The 19,635-nt window shown below is 56.7% G+C and carries 16 protein-coding genes; 8 read left to right on the plus strand and 8 right to left on the minus strand.

What is annotated here, in order from left to right:
* Positions 1-46: 46 nt before the first annotated feature.
* Complete coding sequence (locus LGL98_RS05775; RefSeq protein ID WP_136030451.1) at positions 47-964, plus strand: LysR family transcriptional regulator; 918 nt, start codon at positions 47-49, stop codon at positions 962-964.
* Positions 965-1,023: 59 nt separating this feature from the next.
* Positions 1,024-1,620 (plus strand): undecaprenyl-diphosphatase, encoded by a 597-nt coding sequence (locus LGL98_RS05780; protein WP_136030453.1) that lies wholly within the window; start codon positions 1,024-1,026, stop codon positions 1,618-1,620.
* Positions 1,621-1,622: 2 nt separating this feature from the next.
* Here LGL98_RS05780 and LGL98_RS05785 read toward each other — a convergent pair whose 3' ends face one another.
* Positions 1,623-3,410: a sigma-54-dependent Fis family transcriptional regulator gene (locus LGL98_RS05785; RefSeq protein WP_136030455.1), complete on the minus strand. Its 1,788-nt coding sequence runs from the start codon at positions 3,408-3,410 to the stop codon at positions 1,623-1,625.
* A 263-nt stretch (positions 3,411-3,673) separates the two neighbouring features.
* Between LGL98_RS05785 and exaC the strand changes: the two genes are divergently transcribed.
* The 5 genes from exaC to LGL98_RS05810 all read left to right on the plus strand — a co-directional run bounded on the left by exaC (position 3,674) and on the right by LGL98_RS05810 (position 11,033).
* Positions 3,674-5,194 carry an acetaldehyde dehydrogenase ExaC gene (exaC, locus tag LGL98_RS05790; RefSeq protein WP_136030456.1) on the plus strand — a complete coding sequence of 507 codons (1,521 nt, stop codon included), beginning with the start codon at positions 3,674-3,676 and terminating at the stop codon, positions 5,192-5,194.
* Positions 5,195-5,893: 699 nt separating this feature from the next.
* On the plus strand, positions 5,894-6,487 hold the full coding sequence (locus LGL98_RS05795) for a fimbrial protein (protein WP_136030460.1): 594 nt from the start codon (positions 5,894-5,896) through the stop codon (positions 6,485-6,487).
* Positions 6,488-6,679: 192 nt separating this feature from the next.
* Positions 6,680-7,342: a fimbrial biogenesis chaperone gene (locus tag LGL98_RS05800; RefSeq protein ID WP_136030462.1), complete on the plus strand. Its 663-nt coding sequence runs from the start codon at positions 6,680-6,682 to the stop codon at positions 7,340-7,342.
* 36 nt (positions 7,343-7,378) lie between these two features.
* Positions 7,379-9,931 carry a fimbria/pilus outer membrane usher protein gene (locus LGL98_RS05805; RefSeq protein ID WP_136030464.1) on the plus strand — a complete coding sequence of 851 codons (2,553 nt, stop codon included), beginning with the start codon at positions 7,379-7,381 and terminating at the stop codon, positions 9,929-9,931.
* A 7-nt stretch (positions 9,932-9,938) separates the two neighbouring features.
* Complete coding sequence (locus LGL98_RS05810; RefSeq protein WP_136030466.1) at positions 9,939-11,033, plus strand: fimbrial protein; 1,095 nt, start codon at positions 9,939-9,941, stop codon at positions 11,031-11,033.
* A 12-nt stretch (positions 11,034-11,045) separates the two neighbouring features.
* Here LGL98_RS05810 and LGL98_RS05815 read toward each other — a convergent pair whose 3' ends face one another.
* From LGL98_RS05815 to LGL98_RS05835, 5 genes are all read right to left on the minus strand, one after another.
* The gene (locus LGL98_RS05815; protein WP_136030467.1) at positions 11,046-12,074 is read right to left on the minus strand and encodes a fimbrial protein; all 1,029 of its coding nucleotides are present in this window, start codon (positions 12,072-12,074) and stop codon (positions 11,046-11,048) included.
* A gap of 2 nt (positions 12,075-12,076) precedes the next feature.
* Complete coding sequence (locus LGL98_RS05820) at positions 12,077-14,614, minus strand: fimbria/pilus outer membrane usher protein (protein ID WP_136030469.1); 2,538 nt, start codon at positions 14,612-14,614, stop codon at positions 12,077-12,079.
* A 29-nt stretch (positions 14,615-14,643) separates the two neighbouring features.
* A complete protein-coding gene (locus LGL98_RS05825; protein WP_009486158.1) occupies positions 14,644-15,312 on the minus strand; it encodes a fimbrial biogenesis chaperone in 669 nt (222 codons plus the stop codon).
* Between the two features lie 41 nt (positions 15,313-15,353).
* Positions 15,354-15,902, minus strand: a complete 549-nt coding sequence (locus tag LGL98_RS05830) for a fimbrial protein (RefSeq protein WP_136030470.1) — start codon at positions 15,900-15,902, stop codon at positions 15,354-15,356.
* 103 nt (positions 15,903-16,005) lie between these two features.
* Entirely contained in the window at positions 16,006-16,623 is a 618-nt protein-coding gene (locus LGL98_RS05835) for a LuxR C-terminal-related transcriptional regulator (RefSeq protein WP_004218900.1), read from the minus strand.
* Positions 16,624-16,976: 353 nt separating this feature from the next.
* On the opposite strand from LGL98_RS05835, the gene LGL98_RS05840 reads away from it, so the two are divergent.
* Positions 16,977-17,825 carry a transporter substrate-binding domain-containing protein gene (locus LGL98_RS05840; protein WP_136030472.1) on the plus strand — a complete coding sequence of 283 codons (849 nt, stop codon included), beginning with the start codon at positions 16,977-16,979 and terminating at the stop codon, positions 17,823-17,825.
* A gap of 55 nt (positions 17,826-17,880) precedes the next feature.
* Here the strand turns inward: LGL98_RS05840 and LGL98_RS05845 are convergent, their stop codons facing one another.
* Both LGL98_RS05845 and LGL98_RS05850 read right to left on the minus strand, forming a co-directional pair.
* Positions 17,881-18,501 (minus strand): transporter, encoded by a 621-nt coding sequence (locus LGL98_RS05845; RefSeq protein ID WP_136030474.1) that lies wholly within the window; start codon positions 18,499-18,501, stop codon positions 17,881-17,883.
* 199 nt (positions 18,502-18,700) lie between these two features.
* Positions 18,701-19,633, minus strand: a complete 933-nt coding sequence (locus LGL98_RS05850) for a 2-hydroxyacid dehydrogenase (protein ID WP_136030476.1) — start codon at positions 19,631-19,633, stop codon at positions 18,701-18,703.
* Positions 19,634-19,635 lie beyond the last annotated feature (2 nt).

A 19,635-nucleotide genomic window follows, 5' to 3' on the forward strand; every position in this document is an offset into this window, starting at 1 on the left:
GGAGTGACATTATTTTCCACTATTGTATCCCGTCAGGAACCAATCTGTGCGCGACGATCTGAATGCGATCCCGGTATTTGTCACCGTGGTCGAGAGCGGCAACTTTGCCAGCGCGGCGGCGATCCTCCATGTGACGCGTTCGGCGGTGGGAAAAACCATTGCCCGGCTGGAAGCGCGTCTCGGCGTGGCGTTATTCCAGCGGACTACCCGCAGGCAACTGCTGACGGAAGAGGGAGAGCAATTCTACCACCAGTGCCGGGAAGCGCTGGGGCGGATCCGCGAGGCCGAAGAGGCGCTGCAGCGCGGCAAAGGTGAGGTGCAGGGGCGGCTGCGGGTGTCGTTGCCGGTGCTGTTTGGCCAGCGCTGCGTGGCACCGCTGCTGTTCCGCCTCAGCCAGCGCTATCCGTTACTGAAGCTCGAGCTCCACTATAGCGACCGGCAGGTTAATCTGCTGGAAGAGGGGTTTGATCTCGCGGTGCGTATCGGGAGCCTGGCCGATACCGGGTCGCTACGGGCGCGGGCGCTGGGGGAGCATGGCATGGTGCTGTGTGCGGCGGCGGAATACCTGCGCCAGCAGCCGGCGCCGCAGAACATCGCCGGGTTGAACGAGCACCGTACCCTCGGCTATCTGCACAACGGCCAGCTGCAAAAATGTCAACTGTATGACCCGCAGCAGGGCGAAGTGCGCTTCAGTCCGCAGACGTGGCTGATACAGGATGATTTTGCCGCCATCGCGGCGGCAGTGCAGCAGGGGATGGGCATCGCCTGGCTGCCGGACTGGCTGGTGGCGCAGGCGCTTGCCGATGGGACATTGCAGCAGGTGTTGGCGCCCAGCACTCAGGTGCGTTTCGCCATCCACGCGGTGTGGCCGGAAGGGCCGTGGCTGCCGCAGAAAACGCGGGCGGCGATCGACGCCCTGCGGGAAGGGCTGCCTCTTGCGGCCAACCTGCCCTCCCGCGGTTAAGGGTATCTTAAGGCGTCCGGGCGATAATGACAGAAAGATGACGACTGAGAGCTCTCGCCATGAACGCCCTGGAAACCCTGAATCAAACTGTTTTTCTCGCGCTTAATGCGCAGCCTGGCGCCGCGGAAGGCCTGCTGTCGCTGGCCCGTTTTTGCGCCACGGGCATCGTGTTTATGATGCCGGCGATCGCGCTCGGCCTGTGGTTCCTCGGCGGCCGTGAGGGGCACCGCCAGGCGTTGTTTATGACCATTGCCGTGGTGATTTCCCTCGGGCTGGGGATGGTGTGCGGAACGCTCTGGTTCCATCCGCGGCCGTTTATGATCCCCCTCGGCCATACCTGGATAAGTCATCCGGCGGATAACAGTTTCCCCAGCGATCACGGGACGGTGATGTTCAGCGCCGCGTTTGCGCTGCTGTCGCTGCGCCTGCGGACGCTTGGTCTGCTGATGCTGCTGGCCGCGCTGCCGGTGGCCTGGTCGCGGATCTATCTTGGGGTGCATTTTCCGCTGGATATGGTGGGCGCGGCCCTGGTCGCCGTCGGTGGGCTCATCGTGGCAAAACGAGTCTGGCAGGCGGCCGGCTCACGTCTGGTGCTGCTGTGCGAGGCCATCAGCCAGCGAATGTTCTCCTGGTTGCCGGCGCGCTTTACACCGTAGCCTCAGCGACGAGGCCGTCCGGCACGTGCGGCGCGGCGGTACAGCGTGCTGCGGGCGATGCCCAGCATCTGCGCCGCCCGGCTGACGTTGCCGTTGACCCTGGCCAGGGTATCGACAATCAACTGCTCGTCATGGGCCTGCAATCCCCCGCGCGGCAGCGGCGCAGGCGCGGTGCGATATGTCTCCGGCAGTGCATCGGGCGTTAATGTATCGCCCTCATCAGCGAGGGCCAGCATCACCTTCAGGACGCTCTGCAGCTGGCGCACGTTTCCCGGCCACGGCAGCTGGCTGAGGTGAGTCAGCAGGGCGGTGGACAGCGTCACCCGGCGCGAAGCGCCGCCCAGGTCACGCCACAGCGTGGCGATAAAGGCTTCCAGCGCTGGCCACTCGCGCAGAGGAGGCAGCGCCAGGGCATACTCCCGCAGGCGCCACAGCAGATCTTCGCGGAATTCACCGGCGCTGACCCGCTGGGGCAAACTGCGGTGGGTGGCGCAGATCACCGCGAAGTTCACCGGCACGCTGCGGCTGGCGCCCAGCGGAGCGACCTCTTTCTCCTGCAGTACCCGCAGAAGGCGGGTCTGCAGCGCCAGCGGCATATCGCCGATCTCATCAAGAAACAGCACCCCGCCCTCGGCCTCGCGAATTTTGCCGATGTAGCCATTTTTACTGGCGCCGGTAAACGCCCCCGGTTGGTAGCCGAAAAGCTCGGACTCGATCAGCGATTCCGGGATGGCGGCGCAGTTAATGGCGACAAATTTACCGCTGCGCCAGCGGCTGTGCTGGTGCAGCGTGCGGCTGACATACTCTTTGCCGCTGCCGGTTTCCCCCTCAATACAGAGCGAAATGCCAGCATTAAGCAGCCGCAGCAGCTTTTCGCCTTCGCGGGGGCTGGTGAAGGGGAGCTGCATGGCTGGCGGAGCGCTCACCGCGACCCGGCGGCGAGTGGGCTCGCGCAGGCGATAGTGATAGCGGCCCTGCGTCGTGGTTAGCGGCAGCGGGACGCTGACCGCCGTTTGCGTCAGCGTCGGGAAAAGCGACGCAAAGGTGAGCTGGCCAAACTGCGCCGCGCTCAGGCCGAACTCGCGCATCGCCAGCCGGTTGCCGGCGGTAAGGACGTTGTCAGAAAAGACCAACAGCAGCTCCTCAACGCTGTCGAGCTTATCCACCTGCCGGTGGAGGCTCATCAGCCACTGTTCCGGATGCAGGCTCTGTTTCACCCACAGATATTCAATTTGCTTTGCCGCCGCCTTCACCCAGCCAAAGGTGTGCTGATGGGGAAAATCTGCCGGGCCGGAGATATCCAGCACCCCGGCAATACTTCCGTCCGGTCGCTGGAGCGGCATTGCCGCGCAGTACAGATTCTGATTGCGGGTGAGAAAGTGCTGACGACCATCGATTTCGCAGCCGTCGTCAATGACCAGCGCGGTGCCAATGGCGTTGGTCCCGCGCCCGCTTTCGCTCCACAGATTGCCGGGGGCCAGCGCCACGCACTGGGCCTTCTGCAGCGCCTGGGTATCGCCGACGGTGTGCAGTACCAGGCCGCCAGGGTCGGAGAGGATCACTACCGACTGCTGGTCTGCGACCTGGCGCGACAGCGTCTCCACCACCGGCTGCGCCAGCTGCTGCAGGCTGCGGTGGCTGGCGAGCCTGTCCGCCAGCTCGCCGGCACCGAGGCGGGGAAAGTCCTCGGTAGCGGGATCCAGACCATAGCGCTGGCAGCGAGACCACGAGTCGCTAAGCAAGGGGTTAGTGCGCACCTCTGGGGCAAGAAGAAAGGGATTAGCTGGCACAGGGCACCTCAGGGTCGATGTTGCTGTGTTGCGATATTGTAGCTATTTGGTTTAATTGGTGTTGCGATTTGCAACACATAAGTGGAAAACTGCGCGACAGCGTTCGATAGTTTGACAAAAGATTCTTTGTAACGCTTTGATAATGAAGGTTATTAGAAAGCGTCAAAAAACTGGCATAACCCCTGCAAAGTGAACAGCGTTCGGCGGCAAGTTTAAAAAATCAATATGCCGCTGCGTCTCAACCCTACAGAAGGAGATTTGCGATGCGTTATGCACACCCTGGCCAGCCCGGCGCCCTGGTTTCATTCAAATCCGCTTACGGCAATTTCATTGACGGTAAATTTATCGAGCCGCTGAGCGGTGAGTTCTTTATGAATACCTCCCCGGTCGACGGCAGCAACATTGCGCAGTTTCCCCGCTCGGATGCCAGAGACATCGACTTCGCCCTCGACGCCGCTCACCGTGCGGCGCCGGAGTGGGGTAAAACCTCAGTGCAGCAGCGCTCCAGGCTGCTGCTGCAGGTCGCCGATCGTATTGAACAACATCTGGAATATCTGGCGGTGGCGGAGAGTTGGGACAACGGGAAACCGATCCGCGAAACCCTGAATGCCGATCTGCCGCTGGCGGTGGACCATTTTCGCTACTTCGCCGGCTGCCTGCGCGCCCAGGAGGGCAGCACCGCAGAAATAGATGAAACCACGGTGGCCTACCATTTCCATGAACCGCTGGGGGTGGTCGGACAGATTATCCCGTGGAACTTCCCGCTGCTGATGGCCGCGTGGAAGCTGGCCCCGGCCCTGGCGGCGGGTAACTGCGTGGTGCTCAAGCCGGCGGAACAGACGCCGCTGAGCATTACCCTGCTGCTGGAGCTGATCGGCGATCTGTTCCCGGCCGGGGTACTCAATGTAGTGCAGGGTTTCGGCAAAGAGGCGGGAGAGGCGCTGGCGACCAGCAAGCGTATCGCCAAGCTGGCGTTCACCGGCTCCACGCCGGTCGGGCGGCATATTCTCGCCTGCGCGGCGGAAAATATTATCCCATGTACCGTCGAGCTGGGCGGCAAATCGCCCAACATCTACTTTGCCGATGTGATGGACGGAGAAGAGGAATTTATTGAGAAGGCGGTGGAGGGACTGGTGCTCGGCTTCTTCAACCAGGGGGAAGTCTGTACCTGCCCGTCGCGGGCGTTGATCCATGAATCCATCTATGAGCCGTTTATGGCGCGGGTCATGGAGAAGGTGGCGCAGATCCGCCGCGGTGACCCGCTCGATACCGACACCATGATCGGCGCTCAGGCTTCCCGCCAGCAGTTCGATAAGATCCTCTCCTACATTCAGATTGCCCGGGAAGAGGGGGGGCAAATTCTGACCGGCGGCGAACGGGCCGTTATCGCGCCGGCGCTGGATAACGGCTTTTATATTCAGCCCACGCTGATTAAAGGTCGCAACGATATGCGCTCCTTCCAGGAGGAGATCTTTGGGCCGGTGATCGGGGTGACCACCTTTAAGGACGAGGCGGAAGCGCTGGCCATCGCCAATGAGACCCAGTTTGGCCTTGGCGCCGGGGTATGGACGCGGGATACCAACCTCGCCTATCGCATGGGGCGCGGCATCAAGGCCGGTCGCGTATGGACTAACTGCTATCACGTCTACCCGGCTCATGCGGCGTTTGGCGGCTATAAGCAGTCCGGCGTCGGCCGGGAAACCCACAAGATGGCGCTGGATGCCTATCAGCAAACCAAAAACCTGCTGGTGAGCTACGGTACGGCGCCGTTGGGCCTGTTCTAAGCCAGTCTCTGGCGCTGATCCGTTCTTCAGTCCGCAATCCTTCCGGGTTGCGGATTTTTTTAACCACAAAATAACCCTGCTTTGTTAACGGTTTTTTTCTGCTGACGGCGCCGATACATTTACATCGCTGATGTAAATGCTTTCACATGAAATTAAAAAAGCTTCCACAACAAGAAATTATGTCCATGGTGAGGCTCGCATTGGCGCAATTTGTGTAGAAATGATGAATATTAATACCAGGAAAATTCCTAATTTTTCTAGGGTGGCCAACGGAAGCACAATAAAGCAAGACGATTTTTTGAACACTTATCTTTAAAATTGTTAATTAAATTGATCCGTTGTTGTTGAAAGGTATTTAATTGACTTTTGTATAGATATGTAAATTAACATTGAAATGTCATTTCAAAACTATATGGCAGGGTGTGGATAAACCTTAACTTATACGCAACATTCCCTCGAGTTGCCTTTTTTTACGCCTGGTAATATATTTATTTTGCACACCAAAATAACTTTTCTAGCGTCTGTTTTTTATGAAGGCCCCCTTTGGCGAAATAAAACAGAGCGAGAGCGCGTGTGCCTTATATCCTGCGGAAGGAACGCAATGAACATTTACAGGGAGGACACGATGAACAGTTTCTCGATAGCCATGGCGCTATTGTTGATGACTGTACGATATATTCGTTAACGATGAGATAAAGAATGAAAACCCAACTTCGTATTATGGCAATTCTCATGGGCGCGCTGGTTTCTGGCGCGGCAATTTCTGGCAATACGCAACCGGCAGGATCGACAATGACCGTTAATCCAGGTACCAGCGCGGGTACCCAGGGTACCGGTGGGCAGGTCATCTTCAACGGTTCCATCACCGACAGCTCCTGCAACGTCGACAGCGGTTCCGCCAGTCAGACGGTGGATCTTGGCAAATGGGCCAGCAGCTATTTCACCGGCACCGGCTCCGAAACTACCAAAACTCCCTTCCATATCAAAGTGAAAGACTGCCCTGCCAGTGTGACGAAGGTGGCCGTGTTGTTTGACGGCGCGCGCGATAAGTCTGATACCTCTTTGCTGGCCACTAACGGCGGCGCCACCGGCGTGGCGATCAAGCTGTATGAAGACGACCAGAACACAGCGGTCAGCCTCGGCAAAGTGTCCAAAGATCACACTGTCGTGGCGGGCGCTACTGCTGGCACCGGCTCTGCTGACCTTGAGTTTTACGCTGACTATGTCTCTACCGGAGCCGTAGCAGCAGGCGATGCCAACGGTACGGCTAATTTCAATATGATTTATAACTAATCATATTGCGCGTTATTCAGAGCCAGCCCATTGCGTCTGGATCCATAGCAGTCTGTTGAAACATTAATGGCGAAGCAGTCGCGATATATATTCGTGACGGTATTGTTGTTCCTGCTAATTATCACAATGAACTGGCTCTGATATCGACTGCTTTATTTTATTGTCTGTTCAACCTTTACCTGATGGTTATTAATGATGAAGAAAATAATTGCCGTTGCGGCTTTTCTGCTGTGCTCCACAGCAGCGCAGGCCGGTATTGTCATGGGTGGAACCCGTGTGATTTATCAGGAAGGGAAGCGTGAGGCCGCTATTTCAGTCACCAATGCTGATACCCATACGCCGTATCTGGTGCAGTCGTGGGTGGAAAATTACGCCGAAAATGACAAGAGCAAGGTGCCCTTCATTGTCACACCGCCGCTGTTTCGTCTCGATCCGGAACAAAATAACGTTCTGCGCATTAACTTTATCGGTGCGTCGCTGCCCGGCGACCGCGAGTCGGTGTTCTGGCTGAACGTTAAAAGTATTTCTCCGACGCCGCAGGGTGAAGTAAACAAGCTGCAGGTCAATATTAAGTCGAAATTCAAAATTTTTTATCGCCCCCACGGCCTGGCGGGCGACCCGGCGAAAGCCTGGCAACAGCTGAAGTTTTCCCAGTCCGGCGGTCACCTGACGGTGGCAAACCCCACCCCTTATTTTGTCTCTTTTTACTCCGTCGCAGTGGGCGGGCAGAACATCGATGAGCCTGGCATGGTGGCCCCCTTCGGCCAGAAGACGTGGCCGGTGAGCGGACACGGTACCGTCAAATGGCGGGCGATTAACGATTACGGCGGCATTAGCGACTTCGCTCAGCAGTGATTTCCCTTTGTAATGACATTACCGGACGGCGCCAGCATGAACATAAAAACAACAGCGAAGGTGCGGGAGTATGGCGCCAGGCCAGTGACTGCAAGATGGGCACTGGCGCTGGCGACAGTGCCGACGGTGATGTTTTGTCTCAGCCCGCTGAATCGGGCACTGGCCGACGATTATTTTGACCCGGCGGCACTGGAGTTTGCCGACCCGCAGCAGCAGACTTCCGATCTGCACTACTTCGCCAGGCCCGGCGGCCAGCAACCGGGCACTTATCCTGTCACCGTGGTGGTTAACGACCAGGAGCTGGGTCAGGCCGATATCACTTTTGTTGACGATGGCGGGCAGCTGCGCCCGGTACTGACGCCCGGGCAACTGGCAGACTATGGGGTCAACATTAGCGCCTTTCCGGCGTTTCAAACGCTGCATGAAGGCGAAACCTTCACCCGTATCGAGAAATTTATTCCGGATGCCAGCAGTCGGTTTACCTTCGCTAACCAACGCCTGGCGCTGAGTATTCCCCAGGCGGCGATGAACGTGCAAAGCCGCGGCTACGTCGATCCGTCGCGCTGGGACGATGGCGTGCCGGCTGCGTTTGTCGATTACTATTTTTCCGGCGCGCAAATTAAGAATGCGGATGATGGCGAAAGCAGTCGCTCAAACTATCTCAATTTACGCAGCGGCGTGAACCTGGGCGCGTGGCGGCTGCGCAATATCTCCTCAATGCAGTACGACCAGCAGCGTCGACACTGGGACACGCAAAGCACCTGGCTGCAGCGCGACGTTCGCTCGTTGAAGAGTCTGCTGCGCATTGGCGATACCTACACCTCCGGCGATGTGTTTGACAGCATCCCGTTTCGCGGCGTCCAACTGATGTCTGACGACGAGATGCTCCCGGATAGCCAGCGCGGCTTTGCCCCGACTATCCGCGGCGTGGCGCACAGCAATGCCAAAGTGACCGTCTCCCAGCACGGGTATGTGATCTACGAAACCTTCGTGTCGCCGGGGGCGTTTGCCATCAGCGATCTCTACCCTACCTCGCAGAGCGGCGATCTGGAGGTGAAGGTAACCGAGAGCAATGGCGCGGTGCGCACCTTTACCCAGCCTTTTTCCGCGGTACCCTTCATGCTGCGTGAAGGGCGGGGCAAATTTAGCCTCAGCGCCGGACGCTACCATGCCGGATCGGATTCGGTACGCTCCCCGGAATTCCTGCAGGGCACCCTGTTCTACGGCCTGTCGGCGGGATTTACCCTCTATGGCGGCACACAGCTGGCCCAGGACTATCAGTCGTGGGCGCTGGGCCTGGGCCGCGGCTTTGGCGAGTTTGGATCGCTGGGAGGGGATGTCACCCAGGCGGTCACCCGTACGCCGTCGGGCAAGCGCTACGCGGGTCATTCACTGCGCGCCCAGTATCAGAAAGATTTCGTCAGCTCGGGCACCTCGTTCAGCCTCGCCAGCTATCGCTACTCCTCCAGTGGCTATTACGATTTTGCCGAAGCCAGCGCCCTCGAAAGCGCGCAGGGGCAGGTGGACAACCGGCGTCGCCGGGAAGAAATTTCAGTGTCGCAAAGCCTTGGTGGCCTGGGTAGTCTGGCGATCTCCGCCTGGTCGCAAGAGTACTGGCACCGGCAGAGCCGGGATGAAACCGTACACCTCGGGTTCTATAGCGCCTGGAAGGGGATCTCCTGGGGCGTGGGCTATTACTACACCCGCGCCAGCGATCAGGAAAAAAACGACCGCTCCTGGTCATTCAATATCAACATTCCGCTGGGCGGCCCGCTGGCGGACAGCGCGGTGAGTTACAACACCACCTCGGACAGCAATGGCTATACCTCGCAGCAGGTGTCGCTGTATGGCGCGGTGCCGACGCGGCCAAATCTGTTCTACTCGGTCCAGCAGGGCTATGGCAACCAGGGGCGAGGCAGCAACAGCAGCGTCGCCATGGATTACCACGGCGGTTTCGGCAACGCCCAGCTTGGCTATCGTCATGACGCCGCCAGCAACCAGCTGACCTGGGGGGGCGCCGGCTCGGTGGTCGCCCATCCGCACGGCATTACTTTTGGCCAGACGGTGGGCGAAAGCTTTGCCATTGTCCGTGCGCCAGGGGCCGCCGGCGTGGCGGTGCAAAACGGCAACAATATCCACACCGACTGGCGCGGCTATGCCGTGGTGCCGTCCCTGACCGCCTACCGGAAAAATGTCATTACCCTCGACACAGAGTCGATGGCCGACGACACCGACGTCGACCAGGAGGGGCAGACCGTGATCCCCGGCGGTGGCGCGGTAGTGATGGCCAACTACCGGACCCACATTGGCAACCGGGTGCTGTTTACCCTGCGCAACGCCCAGGGGCCGTTACCGTTTGGCGCCAGCGCGCGGCTGGTCGAGGAGGAGAGCGGCAATGCGCCGGGTGGCATGGTGGCCGATGGCGGTCAGGTGTATCTCAGCGGTGTACCGCAGGAGGGAACCCTGGCGGTGAGCTGGATCGTTAACAACCAGTCACAGAGCTGCAGGCTGCATTTTCATCTTCCGGATAACCCACAGCAGAGTCTGAATACGGTGAAAACCGTCTCCGGACTGTGCCAGACACGCTGAGGCGGCTATGAAATCTGTTTTTCGTCTACTTCCTTTTCTTTTTCTGCTGGCGCTGGGCGGCTATCTTCCTGGCGTGCGGGCTGAAACCTGCCGGGCGAATATTGGCCAGACCACAGTCAATATCCCGAATATTAAATATTTGCCCACGCTACCGGTTAACACCCAGATGACCAGCGCGATGGCCGATAACGGCAGCGGGATCCCCTTTTCCTGCGATTTGCAGCTGCCGACGGCGAGCGCCAAACGTATCGTGTATAAACAGCTAAAAACCGGCGGCTCGCCGGTGGTGATTAACGGGCAGCACGTCTATCCCAGCGCCATCGACGGCATTGGCTACGCGCTCAGTTTCCAGTGCGCGGGGGGCCCGATGCGCGCCATCGATGGCAGCCACTCCGCCGGTGGCGAGACGGTGGTGGTCTGCGACAGCACGATGCTCCCGGCGCTGATGACGCAGCAGCAAACCACGGTCAGGATCGCGGTCACCTTCTATAAAACCGGTACGGTACAGCTGGCGGACGGGACACATACCAACTCGCCGTCGCTGCCGCAGGTGGGTGAGATGACCATTGAGCAGCAGGCCAGCGGAAGCGCCAGCTACGTTGCCAGCACGCCGGTGAGTATCGATATGGCTGCCCTGAACGTAGACATCGGCAGCAGCGGCAGCTGTCAGGTGGCGACATCGACGATCCACGTCAGTCTGGGCACGGTTAACCGGGCGGAATTTCATGGTAAAGGGACCACCGGCGGCCAGGCGAAGCGCTTTTCGATTCCGGTGTTCTGCCCGTCGCCGACCGATGTGCGCATCGGTTTTTTCGGCGTCACGGTAGAGAGCGATACCCTGGCGCTGAGCCAGGCCAGCAACAGCGCCAGCGGCGTCGGTGTGAAGCTGACCTATGGCAATAACGCCGGCGCGGCGGTCTCTGATGGCACCAGCGTCAAGATCAATGAGGCCAGCAATTTGCCGATCCTGAAAAGGGTGACCGGCGCCAACGCCGGTACCGCCGAAGCGATCAATTTCAACGCCCAGTATGTGCAAACTGACGCCACGGTGGCGGCGGGCACGGCCAACAGCATGGTGACCTTCGCCCTGGAGTATAATTAGCCCCGAGCGGTGTTATTCAAAGGTCACGGTGATTTTGGCGGTTGCGGAAAAAGGACCCAGCTTCGGCGTTCTCGACAACCAGAGCAGCCCCGCCGTATAGGTGCTCGCGAGGGTCGCGCCCGTTGCCAGCGTAAAGTGAATCGGAGCATTCATCTCAATACGTGGAAGCATACTGGCGTTTGGCGAGATGACAATGCCGAAGCCGCTGTCCGGCTGCGGCAAAATAATGGCGCTCTCCTGTATCGTATTGGTGGTGCTAAACGTAGCAAGCATAGGTTCGGTCCCGCAATCACTGCCGTTACCCTGCTTGACCAGACCATAGGTGACGGTAAAGGGGCGTGTTTTTTCATAGTAGCCCGGTCGGGCGTTACCGGCAGGAATATCGCCAAAGTTAATTTCGCTTGGCGAAATAGATACCGTGGGGACGCAGGCCATTGTTCTGATACGGTTCAGGCCGGTAATGAAAAGATTATAGTTGGCGCCAGCGGTGCCGTTGCGTAGACCGCCTTGGCCATCTACCTGAAAAAGCGACAATTTTAGGTTATCGTCTATTGTAGTCTCCCCGGTCACGCTGCGGCCCGTCGAGATGATATAGACCTGGTAAACCAGGCTGAATGTCTGCCCAATGGCGGGGGACTTGCAGGTATTCCCGCTTTTATCACACAGCGTCGCCGGGCCAATCTCCACCGATTTTTTATTTTGTAGCAGATAGTCGATGCCGTTGTAAGTAATGCCTACCTGGATAAAGTTGGGCAAGCTGCTGGCTTTATTTTCCGGATCCAGCCAGAAATAGGCGCTTTCACCGTTCGGAAAATTATCGGTATCTTCGCAACTGAAGGTGGCGGTAATAGGACTGGAGACCCATATCTTTTTATTGGCAATAAGCTCGCTGCTGGAGACTTTAATGATGCTCTCGATATTCACGACTTCGCTGATCGTGGACGAGGTGGTCTTGCAGGTCAGCGCCTGCGCCGGGAAGGCGCTCAGCATGAACAGAACGGAAAGCCATGTCAGAAATAACGTATCGCTAAGTCGGCGCATAATTACCTCGTGGGGGTCACTGTGCAGATTAAGGATAATTCACGCCAGGCCGTCGCCTGCTGAGGCTCCTGGCGCAGTTCGGGCAGGGTGATTTCGCAGCTTTGCTGGTGCGTTTCGCCCCATTTTATCTGCAGTTTTTCGCCTGAATCGACTCCGCTGACATAGACATCTCCTCCCGGGCCGACCAGACCATTGCTGAACCCACTGGCGCGATAGAGCTCTGCGCCCAATGGTGGATAGCTGCCGTCGGCGAGGGTGGTATGGATCAGCACGCTATATCCCCGGAACGTATCAAAGCGCACCCGGGTAATTGCCCCGCGGGTAGGCACGGTATCCGCCACTGCGTTAGGGACATCAAGAAAGGCATCGAAGTCCTGAGGGTTGAGTGCGACAGAATTGACCCGATAAGGAACGCTTTGTGGTACGACAGCGTAGCCGAATGGATCGATGCGCACGCCGGTCTGATTCTCTATCCCTACCCCCTGAGCGTCTTTGGCTTCCACCAGCGCAAAGGTTGATCCCAGCGGTTGCGAGAGGGTAACGCCGCCGCGGTGTGCCACCACGCCGCCGCTCAGATTCAGACTCGCCTGACGATGGCTTTTGCTGTAGGCGTAGCCGGTATACAGGTTACCGTACTGGCCGAGATAACCCAGGCTGGCGCTGTTGGTGCTATGGCTGGTGTCATCATAGGCGCTGGTGACGGCCCAGCTCAGGCGACCATCATCGAGCAGAGTGCCGTTTACCCCAGCCTGCCCGGACGTGCCAGACGATTTACTGTGGGCGAGGGTAAATGCGGTATTGATCCGGCGATCTTCTTGCAGAGTAAAAGGGATGGAAACGCGCAGTGTGATGCTATTGTCGTCATGCGTGAAGTGGCTACGCGTATTCTGATAGTACAGACCATAGTTCACGTTATGGATAGTGCTGTTAAAGCCCGCCTGCAGCGAGATATCGCTTCCTGAGCTATTCCAGTAATTTTGCTGGCTGAAGTTAAGGAAGAAAGCACTGTTCTTACCGAGAGTTTGCCGGGCAGAAATATCAAAGCGATGCTTTTTATTATAAAACCAGGACGTGTAATAGTGTTGGGGAGCGCTTGCCTGCCAGCTTTCGTCTTCGTCAGAGGGCCAGTAATCATTTTCGTACAGGCCATTGTGCCAGCGTCGACGCTCGTTAACCGCATCGCTGAGGCTATAATAACCTGCGGTTGAGTAACGGTAGCCCGCGATTTGAAAGTCGGTCTTGCTCGATAAAAAGGATTTAGCATACAGAAAACGCACGCTCCCTCCCTGCTTGCGCTGGCCATTCGCCAGCGTCGTTCCCGCCAGCGTATAGTCGGCTGAGAGGGCGCCAATCTCTCCCAGATTGCTACCAACGCCAAAGGCGCCGGCGCGATAGTTCTCCGCGGCAAGGGCGCCACCGTATAGTGTGAAGGTATTATTCAGGCCATAAGAGAGCGAGCTTTGCATCAGGGCGGGGGCATAGCCGTCAGCGCCGTCATGATACTTACCCGCCGACAGCTGATAATTCCATTGGCCTGCCCGCACCAGCTGTGGCAGGGTGGTGTAGGCGACAGTAAAGGTCGTCTGGCTACCGTCGGCTTCAATGACGGTCACGTAGAAGTCACCGCTGCGGTTAACGGCGCTGATATCATTTAGCTCAAAGGGACCGGCTGGGACATTCTCGCTGTAAATCAGATAGTTGTTCTGCCGAACTTCCACCCGGGCATTGCTGTTGGCCACACCGCGAATGACCGGCGCGAAGCCGGTCTGGCTGCTGGGGCGCATTTCGGCATCGGTGCCAAGCTGTACGCCGCGAAACTGGACGCTATCGAAGACGCTGTTGTCGGTACTGGTCTGGCCGACGACAAACCGGCTGCGCCAGGGAATGATGTTCGTTTCCGCCCAACTGGCGATGCTTTGCCACTTATCCGCCTGCCCGCTGAACTTATTCCAGTAGGCATTATTGCGAAATCGCCACGATGCAATATTTATCCCGCTGTTTAGCGAAAGATATTGATACTGGTGGCTGCCCCCGTCGCCATTATTGGCATCGGTAGAATAGCTGTAGTTGACGAAAGCAGCGTTAATACCTTCATCAAAGCGCATGGGGGAAACATAGTCACGGGGATAGTGCTCAATATATTGCTGAGGGATATGAATGATCAGCCGATGATTAGCGATATCCAGCTGTTGCTCTGCCTGGCCGATCGTCTGCGACAGCGCGAAACAGGGCTGGTGGTCATCGTCAATCTTGACGCCATAGCGGATATATTCCGCCGCGCTCAGGCAAGGGGCCAACCCGCCATGCGCGCTATCCTCTGAGAAGCGAACGGGGCGACTATCCACCAGAAGATCGTTAATGTAAATATTAACGTCATAGGTGCCCGGCATGACGTCGCCATCGCTGGCGACAAACTGATTAAAAGCCAGCGGGTCGATACCGTTCACAAACTGGGCATTATAGCGTTCCGCACAGTCTGCCGGTAACGTGATGGAGATTAACCATGCGCTGGCAAAATAGCGTAATTTACTATCGTCCATCACTCTATCTCCCTAAAGAGGTGCGACGTTTATTTTTTTATTGGAATATCAACAACGGCGCCGTAATCATTAATATATTTCATTTTATGCAAACGCTGCATGCTGGCGATATTGACAGCGTGGTGACTGTACGGCAGCAACATAAAGTTTTTCAGAGGATAGATTTTGCCTTTGTTGTCGATCGCCTCGGCATTAATAACCGTAATATGCAGTGGACTGTTGTTAGTAAAAGATAACGTGTTAGCGCTTTGCTGCCACTGCAGATTTTCAACAGCTTTGGGCAGCGATGTGGCAATCCCTTGCGGGCGATAAAATAGTTTTAATCGGGTGCGAATCGCGAACTGCAGGATGTTATTTTCCTCAGGCGCAGGAGGGACCTCCTGAATATTCACCCAAAACAGACTTTCCCTGTCGGCAGGAAGACCGGTTCCTGAGTAAATAAAGCGCAGTTGTGCCGATTGCTCGGGGCGTAATTTGACCAGGGGCGGCGTGGCCACAATGGGTAAGCCGCTGCTGGGGGTCTCCGGACCCGTATCAAGCCAGGTCTGGACGATATAGTTTTTGCTGCTTCGGTTGTTAATTTTCAGACTGGCCGATTTATCTTTGCCCGAATAAATAACCCGTGAGGCATCGATGGTAATGGCCGCCTGGGTCTGAAAAGCCAAAGCGCCTATGATCACTGCCAGCAGCGTTTTCATATCTTACCCCTTATCCGCGTCGTGCCGTCCCTGGCCAGGCGTTATTGCTGTATAATGGTAAACCGGGCGGTCGCATTGCCGTCGCCAGCGTCGGCGTGGTCTTTATCCCAGGTATAGTAATAGGCTTTCAGGTTGAAGGTACCGGTGCCATCGGCACTGACCGTAATACTCGGGTCGACGTCGGGATCGAAAGGTTTATCGAGCGTGACCGGGGTATTATTGCGGTCGGTTAGTTTAATGCCGACTTTTTTAGCTGTAGGATCACCCGCATCGAGAGCCAGTACGTTAGTGATAGGTGCTTCGGTGGCTGATGCACCGTCGAGCACAATATAGTACGTGCCCGCGTCACAATTTTTGACGCTAATATTGACCCCAACTTCTGGTCCGGTGCCATTAATATCATTTTTTAATTTAGACAGCGGAACAGAGCCCATCTTAACTACAATGAGACCGTCATCATTGTCGCTTACAAGCGTGCAAGATGAGTTGACAATTTTACCGATAAAATTCAGCGTACCGTCCGCCGCGGCGGCATAGTGTGAGGTCAAGCCGACGAGTGCCATTGCCAGGCAAAGTGATTTCATTTTCATAGCCAATTCCTTCTGTTGTGACCCAGGGAAGCTAATAGCCAGGCATACTCATTGACGCTGCATAAGCCGTTAGCTCTGTTGTTGTGATAGCCATAAAGCGAACTTATCCCCCCTCCAGGGAGTGCAGGAAATGATACAGGCCTGCAATATTGCGGACATTGAGTTTCTGGTAGATGTTTCTCCGATAGTGACTGATCATCATATTGCTAAGGTCGGTGGCCTGAGCAATTTTCTTATTATTTAAACCTGATATAATATAGGGGAGAAGAGAGTCCTCCTGTTTCGTAAGTTTAATATTGACACAACTGTCCAGCGAGCTAATTGATTTTCTGAACACTTTAATACAGCGATGGTCAGACGCATTCTGTAAGTATTTCTGCAGCCGTTGGGTAACATCTATATAATCAAGCACGATCGTCGAAATAGAGTTTATGATAATGTTTTCGACTGGATCGGCAAGAATCTCACTTTTTACGACAAAAACGATATCGCCATGAATGATCTTTTTTTTACGATAGAGCAGTGCGGCTAATTGTTGAATGTCCGGGTGGCTATAGTCCACGATAATGGTTCTGGCTATGGTTAGACTTTTATCATTCACGTCAGAAATATTATCCAGAAACAATGTTTGACTATACCGACGTTGAGCACTCATGGTCATGTTAACCAGAGACCGGATGCCGTTAATAAAAAATTTATTGGCGGAAATGATAATAATCATAATGTATTTCCTTATACACTGCTTCTGTAACCAAGTATTACTGTTGGAGAGGAGGGGAGTAAATAAGATGATAAGCACGATCATTAGAAAAATCCTAATGAAAGTTGTTGCGTGAGGTGTTTTTGCTTATTAATCAGAAGGTTATAATTTAAGATTCAACTATTAACGCATAAGAGAAAGGTAAAATAAACGATAATAAATAATATATTAAACGTATAGCCAGGAATAAAATATGAATGCGCTGCGGGGCATTTTACTGAAAGTCAAAACAACCAGCAAGCTCATAGCGAGAAAGAGGATTAATTAACGTTTTGCCCCACGTCGGGTTGTATGTCCCGGTGTTTAAAAATAGGATGAATGCCCTGGCTCGCGCTGCGGATACTGTGACTGATGCGGCCGGTCACTCTGGCATGAAAACCGATAACTTTAAGGATGGCGAAATGAGACTGACGGTGGGGCTGGCGCTGACGCTGGCGATAATGACCTGCGGCGCCCAGGCGCGCGATATGCAATCTATCGAGCACAGCGGTGAACTGAAGGTGGGCGTGCCGGGCGATTACGCCCCGCTGGCGTTTCGCAATGCCGCCGGCGAACTGCAGGGCTATGACGTGGACATGGCCCGCGATCTCGGGCGCACGCTCGGCCTCAAGGTGAGCTTCGTCTACACCAGCTGGCCCGCGCTCGCCGCCGATCTGCAGGCGGACAAGTTTGATATTGCGATGGGTGGGGTTACCGAGACCCCGGCGCGCGCGCAAGCCTTCGCCCTCAGCCATCCGGTGGTGGCGAACGGAAAAATCGCCTTAGCCAACTGCCAGGCCGCCCCGCGGCTCGGTTCGCTGGAAAAAATTGACCGTCCGGACGTGAAAGTGATCGTCAACCCTGGCGGCACAAACCAGAGTTTTGTCGATGAACACCTCAAGCAGGCGCAAATTATTCGCGTGCAGAACAATGTCGATAACCTGCAGGCGCTGCGGCAGAAAACGGCCGATATGATGGTGACCGATCTGATTGAAGGCGACTATTACCAGAGCAAAGAGCCCGGCGTGTTCTGCGTTGCTAACGAAACACCGTTCGCCGGTACCGCCAGCAACAAGGTGTATATGATGAGTAAAGATAACCCGGCGCTGCTGGAGAAAGTGAACCAGTGGCTGGATAGCCAGGACAAAGAGGTTCTCAAACGGAAGTGGAAAATTCGCGGTTAACCGCGGCGGCGCGCCACCGCCGGCAGACACGCCCGGCGGTGGCTATTGTCCACGGTTAGCGCTGCGGCGACAGCGCCTGTCGCGCCAGACCGCGAAAGTAGCAGGCGTAGCCGAGGGTAGCGGTCAGGCACAGCATATAGCCAAACGACTCGCTGCCTTCCTCCACCGTATTTTTCACCACCCGGGCGTAGTTCTCATCCAGCACGGCATACCACAGGCCGTGCATGCCAAATAGCCGCGAGAAGACCAGAATCGCCAGCAGGCCGCTAATCATCATCCCGTAATATGGGGTGCGGGTATACTCCGCCAGCTGCGACAGGGTCTGACGCAGATGGCGCAACGGCAACAGCAGCGCCCCTGCGGTGGCCAGCAGCGCAAACCACACCCAGCTGCCGTGGGCGAGTAAATCAAACAGGCCATCCAGTTCGCGGATCAGCATGGCGAGAAAGAAGCCGCCGATAAGGATATTGCTATAGCGTAAGTGGGCATATTTCCGCGCCAGCAGAAGATGAACCAGCACGATAACGGCCAGTACGCTCTCCTGCACCACTTCGGTCAGCGACACCTCCGGGATGTCGTTACCAAATACCCGAATATCCACCCACAGACAGAGTACCGCGAGGGCGGCCGCGACCGCTGCGCCGAGAAAGAAGAGCAAGCTTCGTAACAGAGACATTAACACCACAACTTATACTTAAAACAAATATCATAAGTTTTGGGAATGTATGTTCCTGTTCACTTTGTGCGACTTTGCCGCTGTTTTTTAACATTTTGCGCTGTTTAGCACCGGGGAAGGCGGTAAGGGCGCTCAGACAGCGCCTCTACCTTGCAGGTGCGCCCTCCGGGCGGATACGCCTGGGCGCCTCCGGACGCAATCAGTAACCGGCGTGCTTATTGACCAGGTTTTTCAGCGGCAGCCCGCGGCGCTGGCGCTGAATGTTCTCCAGCAGCTGGCGGGCGATCACCTCGGCAGGGGCCGCAGAGGCCATATGCGGGGTGATCACTACCTTCGGATGGCGCCACAGCGGATCGTCCACCGGCAAGGGCTCCTGCGGGAAGACGTCGAGCACCGCCCCGGCAAGCTGGCCGCTCTCCAGCGCCGCCAGCACATCCTCATTGACCATATGCTCTCCGCGGCCGCAGTTGATCAACACCGCCCCGGCGGGTAGCCGGCTGAACAGCGGCGCGGCGAGGATACCGCGAGTTTGCGCGGTGAGCGGCAGAAGGTTAATCAGCCCGTCAAGCGACCCAAGGAAGTTGTCGAGCGCCTCCTCGCCGCGATAGCAGGTGACGCCAGCCAGCTGCTTTTCACTGCGCGACCAGCCGGAGACCCGATAGCCGAGGCGGGCCAACTGGTCGGCGATATAGCCGCCAATTTCGCCGAGCCCCATAATGCCGATATGGAAGTCGGCGGCGGCGCGCTGGGGATAGAGCTTCCAGGTTTGGGTTCGCTGGTGGGCCAGCGCCCGGTCGAAATGGCGCTGAAACCACAGGACGCTCCACAGGGCATATTCAAACATGCCGTGACGAAAGTCTTCATCGATCACCCGGCACAGCGGGATCTCGCTGGCGAACAGCGCGGGCGGCAGATGATCGACCCCGGCGGACGCGGCCTGGATCAGCTTCAGCCCCGGCGAACGGGTCAACAGCTGCGGGTCCGGAAACCAGCAGCTGGCGTACTGGGCGTCGCGCGCCGCCTGGTGATGGGGCAGAAGCGCGGTGACGTCGGGAAACTGCTGCAGGGCGGCGCAGATATCGCGGGCGAAATCCGCGTCGTTACAATCCACCACGATAGTGATATCAGACATAG

The sequence above is a fragment of the Klebsiella africana genome (assembly GCF_020526085.1).
GTDB lineage: Bacteria > Pseudomonadota > Gammaproteobacteria > Enterobacterales > Enterobacteriaceae > Klebsiella > Klebsiella africana.

Coding starts and splice junctions, on each gene's coding strand:
- LGL98_RS05795 (WP_136030460.1), top strand. CDS start 5,894: ATGAAAACCCAACTTCGTATTATGGCAATTCTCATGGGCGCGCTGGTT.
- LGL98_RS05830 (WP_136030470.1), bottom strand. CDS start 15,902: ATGAAAATGAAATCACTTTGCCTGGCAATGGCACTCGTCGGCTTGACC.
- LGL98_RS05825 (WP_009486158.1), bottom strand. CDS start 15,312: ATGAAAACGCTGCTGGCAGTGATCATAGGCGCTTTGGCTTTTCAGACC.
- LGL98_RS05845 (WP_136030474.1), bottom strand. CDS start 18,501: ATGTCTCTGTTACGAAGCTTGCTCTTCTTTCTCGGCGCAGCGGTCGCG.
- LGL98_RS05835 (WP_004218900.1), bottom strand. CDS start 16,623: ATGATTATTATCATTTCCGCCAATAAATTTTTTATTAACGGCATCCGG.
- LGL98_RS05810 (WP_136030466.1), top strand. CDS start 9,939: ATGAAATCTGTTTTTCGTCTACTTCCTTTTCTTTTTCTGCTGGCGCTG.
- exaC (WP_136030456.1), top strand. CDS start 3,674: ATGCGTTATGCACACCCTGGCCAGCCCGGCGCCCTGGTTTCATTCAAA.
- LGL98_RS05815 (WP_136030467.1), bottom strand. CDS start 12,074: ATGCGCCGACTTAGCGATACGTTATTTCTGACATGGCTTTCCGTTCTG.
- LGL98_RS05850 (WP_136030476.1), bottom strand. CDS start 19,633: ATGTCTGATATCACTATCGTGGTGGATTGTAACGACGCGGATTTCGCC.
- LGL98_RS05800 (WP_136030462.1), top strand. CDS start 6,680: ATGATGAAGAAAATAATTGCCGTTGCGGCTTTTCTGCTGTGCTCCACA.
- LGL98_RS05805 (WP_136030464.1), top strand. CDS start 7,379: ATGAACATAAAAACAACAGCGAAGGTGCGGGAGTATGGCGCCAGGCCA.
- LGL98_RS05780 (WP_136030453.1), top strand. CDS start 1,024: ATGAACGCCCTGGAAACCCTGAATCAAACTGTTTTTCTCGCGCTTAAT.
- LGL98_RS05840 (WP_136030472.1), top strand. CDS start 16,977: ATGAATGCCCTGGCTCGCGCTGCGGATACTGTGACTGATGCGGCCGGT.
- LGL98_RS05820 (WP_136030469.1), bottom strand. CDS start 14,614: ATGGACGATAGTAAATTACGCTATTTTGCCAGCGCATGGTTAATCTCC.